9 protein-coding genes are annotated in these 11683 nt (G+C 59.9%); 2 read left to right on the top strand and 7 right to left on the bottom strand.

Features of this window, described 5'->3' with window-relative positions; translation table 11 throughout:
• A partial coding sequence (locus VGK48_06940) for a hypothetical protein (protein ID HEY2380906.1) occupies window positions 1-689 on the top strand: 689 nt, incomplete at its 5' end.
• Between the two features lie 100 nt (window positions 690-789).
• On the top strand, window positions 790-1728 hold the full coding sequence (locus tag VGK48_06935) for a D-2-hydroxyacid dehydrogenase family protein (protein ID HEY2380905.1): 939 nt from the start codon (window positions 790-792) through the stop codon (window positions 1726-1728).
• Between the two features lie 57 nt (window positions 1729-1785).
• On the opposite strand, the gene VGK48_06930 is transcribed toward VGK48_06935, so the two are convergent.
• The 7 genes from VGK48_06930 to VGK48_06900 form a co-directional block, all read right to left on the bottom strand.
• On the bottom strand, window positions 1786-2895 hold the full coding sequence (locus VGK48_06930) for an HlyD family efflux transporter periplasmic adaptor subunit (protein ID HEY2380904.1): 1110 nt from the start codon (window positions 2893-2895) through the stop codon (window positions 1786-1788).
• Window positions 2879-3583, bottom strand: coding sequence for an ABC transporter ATP-binding protein (locus tag VGK48_06925; GenBank protein ID HEY2380903.1), 705 nt, complete (start codon window positions 3581-3583; stop codon window positions 2879-2881). Before VGK48_06925 ends, VGK48_06930 begins: the two co-directional genes overlap by 17 nt.
• Complete coding sequence (locus VGK48_06920) at window positions 3576-4694, bottom strand: FtsX-like permease family protein (GenBank protein HEY2380902.1); 1119 nt, start codon at window positions 4692-4694, stop codon at window positions 3576-3578. The genes VGK48_06925 and VGK48_06920 overlap by 8 nt, the downstream gene beginning before the upstream one ends.
• A gap of 155 nt (window positions 4695-4849) precedes the next feature.
• Window positions 4850-6619, bottom strand: a complete 1770-nt coding sequence (locus tag VGK48_06915) for an ankyrin repeat domain-containing protein (protein ID HEY2380901.1) — start codon at window positions 6617-6619, stop codon at window positions 4850-4852.
• A 114-nt stretch (window positions 6620-6733) separates the two neighbouring features.
• Entirely contained in the window at window positions 6734-7654 is a 921-nt protein-coding gene (locus VGK48_06910; GenBank protein HEY2380900.1) for an MBL fold metallo-hydrolase, read from the bottom strand.
• A 175-nt stretch (window positions 7655-7829) separates the two neighbouring features.
• Window positions 7830-9167 (bottom strand): DUF1552 domain-containing protein, encoded by a 1338-nt coding sequence (locus VGK48_06905; protein HEY2380899.1) that lies wholly within the window; start codon window positions 9165-9167, stop codon window positions 7830-7832.
• 111 nt (window positions 9168-9278) lie between these two features.
• The coding region (locus VGK48_06900) for a DUF1592 domain-containing protein (GenBank protein HEY2380898.1) at window positions 9279-11683 on the bottom strand (2405 nt) is incomplete at its 5' end.

The following is an 11683-nucleotide window of genomic DNA, read 5'->3' as shown; positions in this document are numbered from 1 at the left end:
GTACGGTCGGCACGACTACCGCAGTATCCGGATCCACGACTACCAATATTTGCTCGGTTCCGATGAATATGATCACCAACATGCCTGGGACCATGCTTTACGTTAATGGCGCCATTACGAGCCTGAGCGGTCCGGGCCCCGGCCAGGGCGCCATTCAAGATGGAACGCAGCTCACGATCACTGCGAAGAACGACATCACGGCGACCGGTGATGTGCTTTACAAGACGGAGCCGGTGACGACAACCCAGAATCAAATTATTCCGGGCACCAATCCTGCCTGTTGCGCCGGCTCGCCCGTCGATACCTTGATTCCCGGTAATGACAGGAATCAGGTTCTGGGAATCTTCACACTGACCGGAAACTTCAATACCCACGTCTCGACTGACTGGTCAAACATCCAGGTGGACGGCAGCATCGCGACAATTTCCAACGGCGGAACAGGCGGCTTTCTCAACACCGGGGCTTGCGTAAATACCTTCAATAACGTGGGCGGCCAGGTTCAGAATTCGATTTACGGCGCATGCATGGCGGTCGAGAATGTCTATTTCGACAGACGCTATACGAACAGGCCGGGGTTTGCACCGCCCTGGTTTCCAAGCACCACGGTTACCCAGGGTGGCGCGCAGGCCACAAACGTCACCACTACGGTTCAACGCATACAGTGGCTGAACCAGACCACGGTTCAATAGGTCTTGCCGTTGCGAGGAATCTGGAGCTCAAAGTTGAAAATCTCTTGCGCCGGGCTGTCGGTTAAGGGGTAACCTGATCCAACTTGAAGCTGATATGGATATGCTCCAGATTGCTATCCTCGATGACTACCAGAATGTTGCGCTCAAACTGGCCGACTGGTCATCGCTCGCAGATCGTGCAACGCTGACGGTTTTCAGCGATCATCTCGCGGATTTCAACGAAGTCATCAACCGGCTTGCACCTTTCGATGTAGTTTGCGTCATGCGCGAGCGGACGCCACTGCCTCGCGATATCCTCGCACATCTGCCACGGCTGAAGTTGATCGCCTCAACGGGTCCACGAAATGCATCGATCGATCTCGCCGCGGCGGCAGATTACAAGATCGATGTGATGCACACGAGATACGACTCGAGCTCAACAGTAGAGTTGACCTGGGCCCTCATTCTTGCAAGCGCACGGAATCTCATCACTGAGACGGCGTCCGTCCGTTCGGGCGGCTGGCAGCGAACCGTTGGAGATGGAATTCGAGGCAAGGTCCTGGGAATTCTTGGCCTCGGCAATATCGGGTCTGAGGTTGCGCATATTGCACAAGCCTTCGGAATGGACGTCATCGCATGGAGCGAGAACCTTGACGCGGAAAAAGCGCAGCAGCGCGGCGCGCGCTGGGTTTCCAGGCAGGAACTCTTTCGGGAAGCCGATATTCTAACGATCCATCTGGTCCTCAGCCGTCGAACGAAAGGTCTGGTGGGAAGGTCCGAACTTGGCCTGATGAAACCATCATCCCGGCTCGTGAACACCTCAAGAGGTCCGATCGTTGACGAGGCGGCCCTCGTCGAGGCGCTCGGCAACCGTCACATCGCGGGCGCAGCTATCGACGTTTTTGATATCGAGCCACTCCCCCGAGATCACGCGTTACGGCAGTTGGACAATGTGATTACGACACCACACATCGGATACGTCTCAAATGAACTCTACCGGGTCTTCTATGAGGATACGGTTGCGAATATCGCCACGTGGCTGCGAAAGAGAGAACGCTGAAATTTCTAGCGTTCGCGTCAGGTGGTTGGTTGGACGGCACTCTATGCCGCCAATGCGCTACGGTTTTGGGAAGAACTGGACGGTGACGCGCAACTCGGGAACGAGCTTCAGGTCCGTGCCGTCCAAGGTGATGAGGACTTCCAGAATGTCGCGGTCGCTTCTTTCCGCGGGATCGGCGCTTCGCGCCTTCTTCCTTCCCATTTCTGCTCCAATCACTTCAACGCGGCCGGCGACCGATTTGCCGTCGAAAGCATCGGCGGTGATTTCCGCTTTCTGCCCGGCGAAAACGCGATTGATGTCACGCTCGTCCACTTCGGCGCGAACTCGAAAGCCGGAAGTGTCGTCGAGGCTCAGGATCGGTTCCGGGAAGACGGTACTGTAGGCCTCACCGACATGCTTGAAGACGCGGAGCACGGTGCCGGAAACCGGAGCTCTGACCACGCAAAGATCCAGTTGCCGTTCCAGTTGATCCAGGTGGCTCTGCGCAGCGCGTACCTGCGCCTCGGACTTGGCAATTTCTTCCGGCAGTGGGCCGGCCTTGACGAGATGCTCGCGCTGTGCCGCAGCTTTGTGCTGCTCGACCGCAACCTGAAAATCGCGTAACGCCTGATCGCGGTTCTCCGGCGTCTCCGAGGTTTTTTTCAATAAGGAGTCGAGTCTCTCGAAATGCTGCTTCGCGCGCTCCATCGTGTCCGCGGCCGCAGCCGTATTCGCCTCAGCCTCCAACCGCTCTTCCGTCCGGCTCCCGCGTAAGAGACGTTGGTGGCCGGCCGCGGTCGCGTCCAGTTCGGCGCGAGCCACCATTCGCTCGGATTCCGTAGGCCGGCAATCGATGTGAGCGAGGACTCGTCCTTTTTCGACGAAGTCACCCTCGTGATATAGCATTTGGTCCAGCACACCGGTGACAGCAGATCCGACCTGAACCGCTTCGTGCAATCCTTCGATGCGGCCTTGCGCTGCGAAGATCGCGTCGCCGTGATTCACGGCCTGGTCGCGATAAACCGGTTTGTCGGGATCGGTTTTGTCGTGATAGACCGCGGGTGTCGACGTTGGTGCCGGTGTAAACGCTATGACCCGCTGGGTTTTCAGCATCCAGAACGCACCGGCCGCCGATAGAAGGATCCCTGCGATGACGGCGATTGCCGCCTCTCTAATTGACACTCTCACTGGTGATCCTTTCATCTGCGGCGAGGTTGCCGTCTTCGAGGGTAACGATGCGGCCGGCGTAATGTTTCCAGCGATAATCGTGACTGACCATCACAACAAACCGGTTCGGCTTCTGCGCCAGAGCCGCAAGCAGTTCGATGACCTGTTTTCCCGAAGCGGCATCGAGGGAAGCTGTGGGCTCATCCGCCAGGATGATCGGGACATCCGCCGCAATTGCCCTCGCGATCGCAACTCGCTGTTTTTCGCCTCCACTCAATTGGTCGGGCCTCAGGTGTTTCTTCCCGGATAATCCGACGGCTGCAAGCCCTTCCAAAGCCAGCTCACGCGCATGGTGACCGCGGACACCCTGAATATCCATCGCGACGAGCACATTTTCCAATGCCGTCAAAGAACTAAGGAGCCGGAACGCCTGAAAAATGAACCCTACGTGATTGCGCCGGAACCTGGTCTTTTGCTTGTCACGGAGACTTCCGACATCCTGACCGAGCATTGTGACCCGGCCGGCATCCGGCGTCAGCAGGCATCCCAGAATAGAAAGCAATGTCGTTTTGCCGCTGCCGGAAGGTCCCATGATCAAAGTAAATTCGTTGGGATGGAGAACAAGCGAGATATCGTCGAGCGCAACCTGACGGCTGCGGCCGGCCATGTATCCGACCGTGACGTTTTCCACCTGGATCGAGTTAAGCACGGAACACCCGCGCAGGATCTATCGACAAAGCTCTTCGGAGCGCGGCCAGCGAGGCGAGCGCAGACATGAGCAGGCCCGTCGAACCCATGGCATATGGCAGCCACCATGGCATATAGATCCATGAAATCGTTCTTTGCGTTGCAGCTACGCCCGGAAGCGTCAGCAAGACGCCGATCAACGATCCTGCGAAGCCGCTGATGAGCGCCTGCTGCAGCACGATACGGCGGACATACCAGGGCGAGGCGCCGAGCGCTTTCAAGGTGGCAAACTCCTCGAGCTTCTCCATCGTCATGGCGTACATGTTCTGCGACACGACGACAAAACCCACCACGAAGCCCAGTATCGCCGCGACCAGAATCGCTCCGCCGGCGCCGGTCTGCAGAACCCAGAATGTCTGTGAATGGGCCGAGAATTCCTCCCGGGTCCAGACATCGATGTCGGGCAGGCGCCGTTGCAGTTCACGCTTCACCACAGAAGGAGAATTCCGGGGCGATATTCGCAGCACGATGAACGAAACGTTCTCGGGGGGCACTTGCAGGTACCTCGCAGCGTCGGCGTAACCGGTATAAACGTAGGGCGCGCCAAAAAATGATCCGAATCCGTCGGCCGCCTTGGCCACGGTAGCCCTCAGGTTATTGATCTCCAGGTCCGCCGGTAATGACGACACTTCCAGCAGTTTCGCGTCGGTGGCGTCGATCGTCACCGTTTCCGGAGAAATTGCCGGCCGGGCACTATGGAGGAGCGGCAGCGGGAAATCATGTCCGATGCCCGCATCGGCACCGATCAGAAATACGAGCTGGGATGAACCCGACGGCTTCCGCCAATTCGCATAACCGGCCACGATCCGGCGCGCTTCATGTACTCCCGGGATGCCGCGCGAGATCTCCACGTATCGCGATGGCAAGGAAGTGGCAAATTCAAAGCAATTCAAACCGCGAGCGGTCAGCCAGATATCCCCGTCCGTCGCATCGATGTTCTTGGATGCAGCCCGAATAAACCCCGCCAGCAGGCTGCCCTGAAAGATGGTCAGGAAGACTGAAAAAGCGACCCCGATGATCGTGACAATGAATCGAACTTTGTCGTGCGCCAGATTTCGCCAGGCGATCCGCATATGCCTCCCCGCGAGCGTTTTATCGGCTAAACGGCCGGAGATCTTCACAGCGGAACGGAAGTTTATTAAGTGATAGAAAGCAGGATACTTATCGCGGGCATATCGCGGCAACTATGAGGCGAGGGCAATCCGGCTGGATCATGATCGTTAGCAAATTACTTCTTCGACGCCGCGGTTTGCAGCATCGCTCGAATCTCGGCTGCAGCCGCCGGGTTGACGCCTCCACCCCCAGCGCCTCCACGACCTCCGGCTCCGCGCGCGGCACTGTTGCCCCCTGCAGCATCAGGCGGCGGAGCTCCGCCTCGGCCTCGGCCTCCGCCATTGCCGCCATTGCCGCCGGCGGCAACCAGATCGATCGGCTTCTTGCCGTTGGCATCGACGAGCTCGGGACTGGCTCCCTTCTCCAGAAGGTAACGAACCAGGTCCGTCCGGCCCGCCTGCACCGCCTCGTGGAGAGCCGACGCACCTTCTTTGTCCGGAGGAGGATGGTAGGAGATCCGCATGGAATAGGTCCTCGTGCCGGTGACCTGAGCATTCACATCGGCGCCGTGTTGGATCATCAGGTCCAGAAGCGTGGTGTTCGGCGCACCGCCGCCTCCGCGGCCACCCGGATCAACGCCGGCCGCCAGCAGGAACGGCGTGAAGCCCATGGCATTGATGTTGGGGTTGGCGCCCCTGGCCAGAAGAGCTCGAATGACTTCCATGTCGCCGGCCTGGGTTGCGCGAAACAAAGGCGTGCATCCCGTGTTCAATTGTTCTTCCGCAAAGCGTCCGCTATTGCCGCCCCGGCTGGGGCGATGCATATTGAGCTCCGGATTGGGATCGACATCCGCGGCCAACAGCGTGTTGACGATGTCCATATTTGAGGCTTCGCGCTGTCGCGCTTGCGCTTCGCCACTTGAGGCTTCGCGCTGTCGCGCTTGCGCTTCGCGGCCGGAAACAGCCGGACCCGAGCCGCGAGAAGCTGCGGCAGACCCACGGCCACCACCTCCACCAGCACCTCCGCGGACACCACCTCCGCGGCCTCCCGCTCCACCTCGCCCGCCGCCGGCAGATTCCTTTCTATCGATAGTGATGTAGAGGGCCGTGCGTCCCCACCAATCCGAGATAGTTGGATTCGCTCCACGATCCAGCAACAGTCTGGCGACATCATTATGATCGTTATCTAAGGCGACCATCAGCGGAGTGACGCCTTCCGGCGACGGCACATTGACGTCGGCACCGGCCCCGAGCAGCGACTCGACGCAGTCATAGCAGCCGTTGCGGGCGGCATACAACAGCGCGGTCAGTCCCCCGACGGGACGATACTGAGCGCGGGGCTCCGAGGAAATCTGGTTCGGCCAGTCGGTATAGAGCGCGCGAGGCTTGACGTCGGCGCCTTTGGAAAGGAGCAGCTTTACCATCTCGGCCGCATTTTTTGGAGCGGCGGCAGCCCACATCAAAGGCGTTTGGTTTTGAAACTTCTCAACCGTGTTCACATTGGCGCCGGCTTTGACCAGCATTTCGACGATGGGCAGTTCCGCCGTTTTAATCGCCAGCATTAAGGCAGTCTCGCCGTCCTGATTCGCGCCCTCAACGGGCGCTCCGGCACCCAGCAGCGTCTTCACCATCCGGGCATCGGCCAGCTTGACAGCCTCGGCGAGCGGTGTGGACCCGAACTCATTGGTGACATCCACTTTCGCCTTCTTCGCGATCAGCGCGTCGAGCACCTCATAGTCCACCCGGTAGACCGCCCAGTGGATCGGGCGGGTGCCGTCCGGTTGCGCTTCGTTCACATCCGCTCCGCCGGTGCGAATCCGATCGAGCGCCGTCTTGCGGTTTCCGGCTTGAATGAGACCTGCGAGGGACGTCGTTTCAGGCGGCGCGCCTAAGGCCGGTCCGACGACAGCAGTCATACAGAAAACGGCGAGAATGAAACCCTTCACGTTGGATCTCCTAAGAAAAGCGGAAGGAACCACAAAAAGCACAAAAGGCGCAAGAAAGGCGCGGCTCTTCTTGCGCCTTTCTTGCTTCTTGTGGTTGCTTCCCTTTTTGCATACCTAAACCACATTGGGGCCCAGTTTGTCATGGTGCGCCCAGCAACCCTTGGCCGCGTCATACAGGAACTTGGACGGATCTTGCCAGGTTCGCGCGAGGCCTTTCAGAACGCCTTCGTCCAGCATGTCCTTGGGACCGTCGCCTTCCCGAACCTGTTTGAACAGGCGGTCCCGAACCTCTTCCATCATGTCCCGCTCCGCCTTGAATTCCGCTTTCGACATAACGGGCCCGTAGGCGGGCACGATTCGCGTTTGTTCATTTGCGGCGAGCTTCAGGACAATATCCATCGCATCCACGCGGCCTCCGATCCACGCTCCGGTGTAATAATCGAGCGCCGGATCGCGCAGTGGCGAGGCGACGTCGCCCACCGCAAGAACATTCGAATTCCTGAAGAAGACGTAAATGTCGCCGTTCGTGTGGGCCAGAGTCAGATAGCCGTAGTCGATCTGCTCGCCGCCCGTTTTCAGGGAACCGTTGGTCAGAAACGTCTCGCTGGGACGCGCAGCTTTCGGACGGGCTGTTTCATAGCGCTCTTCGGCGGCGACCCAGTGGTCGGACGACATCCACTCCAGGGTGTGCTTGTGCGCGATGATTTTCGCTCCCGCCGCCGAGAACACCTCATTGTTGCCGGTCTGATCGCTGTGATAATGCGTATTGAAGAGCGTTTGCACTTTGGCGCCCGGGGCCAGAGCGTTCAGCGCCGCCATCACCTGGCCGCCGGACTTCGGAGCGCCGCCGTCGACCAGCACCAGTCCTTCAGCGGTGGAACAAGCCAGCACATTGCTTCCGCCGCCATCCAGCACCGCCATCTTGTCCGTCAAACGGTGGACGCCGCCAGGTGCCTGTTGCGCGTTGAGAACGCGGGAGGATGTCCACATCGTGAACACCCCAACGGCGCCCTTCAAGACTTCCCTGCGATTCACTTTGTCTCTTCCCTTCTTAACATGGCTCGTGCCTGACCCCCTGACCGGCTTCGCCGGCCTGTCCCCCCTTTGTAAGGGGGACAGTTGGACAGTTTAAAAACTCTCCCCCTGATACAGGGGGAGAGCCGCGAAGCGGCAGGGGGTCGCCACGAGTACCGTTTGTGCAATGCCCCTCCTAAACCCCCGCGATCGTGCCGGTGCTGTCGCCGAACTTGTCGCGCTCCACCCCGACCTTCTGAAGCAGCGTCAGGTGGAGATTCGCGATCGGGGTGCGCCCCGGCAGCACGATATGCTGGCCGCCGAGTTTCATCTTGCCGTTGCCGCCACCGACCAATATGTTCGGCTCCGGGTAGTTGTCATGCCGATCGCTGTTGCTCATGTTCGATCCGTACAGGAAGATCGAGTGATCGAGCAGCGTTCCCTGGCCGTCAGGTGTTTCCGCCATCTTCTTGACGAATTCCGCGAACTGCTCAAGGTGCCAGGTTTGGATTTTGACCAGCTTGTTGATTCTCTCCAGATCGTTGGCGTGGTGCGACACGGGATGGAAGGAATCCGGAACACCGATGTGGTTGTAAGTCCGGATGGTGCCTTCCGCCACCATGATGTAGGAAGCCACACGCGTCAGGTCCGCCTGATAAGCGAGGGCGATCAAGTCGAACATCAACTTCACCTGTTCGGGGAAGGAGTCCAGTTCTCCCACCGGAGCTTCGGGAATTTTGAGTGCGGACAGATCTTTTGCCCCCGCCTTCTGCGTACGCCGCTCGATCTCGCGAACGCTTTCGAGATATCCGTCGAGAACGGCCTTGTCCCTGCTGCCGAGGTCGGCTTTCAGGCTCTTTGTGCCGTCCATGATCAGATCCAGCAAGCTGTTCGTGCGTTTGCTGATGGCCGCGCGCTCCTGCGGCGTGTCGCCCTCGCCAAACAACTGCAGAAAGACCTTTCGCGGATTCGGCTCCATCGGCAAGGGCGATTCCGCGTCGCGGAAAGACAGCGTGGAATAGTATCCGCCGCTACCCGCCGCAGACTGCATGGTGGTTTCGGAGGCGACTTCGAGCGATGGCAGGGGCGTCTCCTGGCCGATGATTTTCGCGATCACCTGGTCGAGAGTCGTGGCCATATGCGCGCGTGGAGCGCCGGTATCCGGACGAGTGGCGCTGAGCCATGTGGCGGGAGTAAACGAATGAACCGAACCCGCCGTGGCGGCATTCTCGAGTCCCCCGAAAGACGAAACATACTTCTTGTACGGCTCCAGCGCTGCCAGGATCGGACTGAGCTTGAAATCGGCGCCGGCGCCCGACGGCGTCCACTTATCCAATGCCGGGCCATGCGACGTGTTCCCCATAATGGCGCCGTGAGGAATATAGAAGAAGCCCGTCCGCAGCTTGGGAACCGCCGCGGTTTGGGCAAGAGCCGTTCCCGCAGGCACCATCGCATCAAGAAACGGCAGCCCCAACGTGACTCCGGCGGCCTTGAGTACTGCTCTGCGGGAAAGATGCTTCCTCGTGAGGAACATGTTTATCTCCTTGGATGCATTCTGAAATGTTGCGGCATCTCGACCACCTCGTATCTGTGAGGAGAGGAGTTAGCCCACGGATACCGTACGGTACGGTAATTAAGAACAACACTACTTCGTGACAACTTCTGCACCTTGCCTCCGGAATGCCTCGCTATTGACGATTCCCAATATGATCGCAGACAGCTTGTAGTTGTCTTTCGCGGCTGCCCGAACGATGGCGCGAACTTGAGGCATATCGAAATATTCCAGCTGTCGGTTGACCGCATACATCAGCAATCTCTCCGTCACGGTCCGCGCGAACACTTCCGGACGCGCGACCAGCTGCGCCCGCAGTTCCGCGACACCGTTGATCGCGACTCCGGTCGGCAGGACCGTGCTGGCATCGATCGGAGCGTTGGCCTGGCTATCCATTGTCCGCCATTGCCCGATCGCGTCGAAATTCTCCAAAGCCAGCCCGGTCGGATCGATCACGCCGTGGCACATCCGGCAACTCGCTTTGTCGCGATGCTGCTCGAGGCGCGCCCGGACCGTCTTGGGCTGCTCGCCGGCTTTTTGTGAGAGGTCGGTTGCGGTATCGGGCGGGGGAGGCGTCGGCGGAGTGCCCATCAGCTTGTCGAGCACCCACGCTCCACGCAATACCGGAGACGTGCGGTCGCCATACGAAGTACGGAGTAATACCGCGCCCTTGCCCAGCAAGCCGAATCGTTGTTGGTCCGTCAGCGTGACCCTGCGGAATTGCGGTCCGACAACGCCGGGAATGCCGTAGTGGCGCGCCAGCCGTTCGTTTACGAACGTGTGGTCGGCCGTCAACAGTTCCACAACGCTGCGGTCCTCCGAGAAGATGCTGCCGATGAAGGCTTCCGCTTCCGTCGAAAAATCGCGCCGCAGTTGCTCGTCGAAGGCAGGGAACAGCTTCGGGTCGGGGGCGACTTGATCCAGAGTGGTGAGATTCAGCCACTTCATGGCGAAACTGGTGACCAGGCTGGAGGCCCGGGGATCGGCAAGCATGCGTCTCACCTGCTTTTCTAAAATTGAGGCTGCGGGCTGTCGCCCTTGCGCTTCGCGAATGCCCGGACGGGTCAACCCATTGGCCGAGGCGAGCGTCAATAGCTCCTCGTCCGGGCCGGTGTTCCACAGGAAGAAGGAAAGCCGTGAAGCGAGTTCCAGATCGGTGAGAGCGAACTCGCTATCGGGCGCGGAGCCCTTGTTGGGTCCGCGAATGCTGCGATACAGAAACTGGGGGCTGACCAGCACCGCGGCTACGATCTGCTCGATTCCCTGGTCGAAGGTCCCGCGGTCATTATTTGAGGCTGCGCCCTGTCGGGCTTGCGCTCCGCGTCGTTCCTCGTCGTAAAATGGCATGAGCCGGTTCAAATCCTCCGTCGTGACCGGCCGACGGAATGCCCGTCGCGCCAGGTTTTCCGCGATTTGTCTGGCGCAGGCCGGCTCGGGGACTTTTTTCGGATCGCAGACAAAGATCAGGGCACGGCTGGGAGTCATCGACACGCCTGTGGGGTTGAACGGTCCGGCAATCACGACGCCGTCGAGCAGATGGGCCATGCGGTCGGGGGCGGCCGCGCCGCCAGTCAATCCGCCGTAGCCTTGCAGCTTTTCGAGGTTTTCGCTGGTCTCTACATGGGAGCGGTCGACGAAGGCCACGACAACGTCGTGCACCCCCGCTTTCACCGGTACGGGAATCTTTGAGAAACGCTCCATGATTTGAGCGCGGCCGGTTCCAGCCTTGCGATCGGCCAGAGATAGATCCGCCGCACCGCCGATGGACTTGCGAAATACGATCCGGCCATCAATCATGATGACCACCGTGTTCTCACGCTCCAGGGAATTGCTGTACGGGCCGACCTCAAGGTCATTGATGGTGATGCGATACTCGCCGTCGGCCGGGAAGTTGTGTTTGAACTTTATGCCGCCGCGCGTGCCTGGAGGCGGAGGGTCGTCCGGATTCTGGTTGGCCGCGATCGAGTACTTCACGCTGGAGACGCGAGGATTGGGATTGGCCACGGCGAGTTGAGCGATGTGCCGCGCCGCGGTAACATACTGCTCGAGGAACGCGGGAGATACGCTCAAGGCGTCCGCAATATTGTCGAAGCCCTCCACCTGGATGTCCTGCGGCAGAACTTCCTTCGGGTTTACGTCCACGCCCACCAGAGCTTTCACCGACGCGGCATACTCGGTGCGGTTCAGGCGCTGGACAGGCACATAGCCGGCCTTCGGATTTGGTTTGAGGCTGCGCGCCTCTGCGCTTGCGCGTTCGCGGATATCCCCGGCGCCGGCCGCGGAGTCCAGAGCGTTCTCCATCCAGGCGACGAACGACTCGACATCCTTCTGCGGCGGCTGGGGACTGCCTGGGGGCGGCATCTGATGCCCGCGCAGCTTACGCAGGGCCTTCTCCCAGACTTGTGCGTCCTCCCCGGCGGATTGGAGGTCCAGGCGATCCACCCTGCCGTCCAACGCCAAGCCGCCAGTCTTCAGCCGCGTGTTATGGCAGGTCACGC

This window comes from Terriglobia bacterium, assembly GCA_036496425.1.
Classification (GTDB): Bacteria; Acidobacteriota; Terriglobia; order 20CM-2-55-15; family 20CM-2-55-15; genus 20CM-2-55-15.
Note: the sequence above shows the minus strand (reverse complement) of the source record. Positions and strands in the feature narration are given on the sequence as shown.

Bases quoted from the DNA above. Each gene is read 5' to 3' on its own strand.
- VGK48_06935 (HEY2380905.1), top strand. From the start codon at position 790: ATGCTCCAGATTGCTATCCTCGATGACTACCAGAATGTTGCGCTCAAA.
- VGK48_06905 (HEY2380899.1), bottom strand. From the start codon at position 9,167: ATGTTCCTCACGAGGAAGCATCTTTCCCGCAGAGCAGTACTCAAGGCC.
- VGK48_06920 (HEY2380902.1), bottom strand. From the start codon at position 4,694: ATGCGGATCGCCTGGCGAAATCTGGCGCACGACAAAGTTCGATTCATT.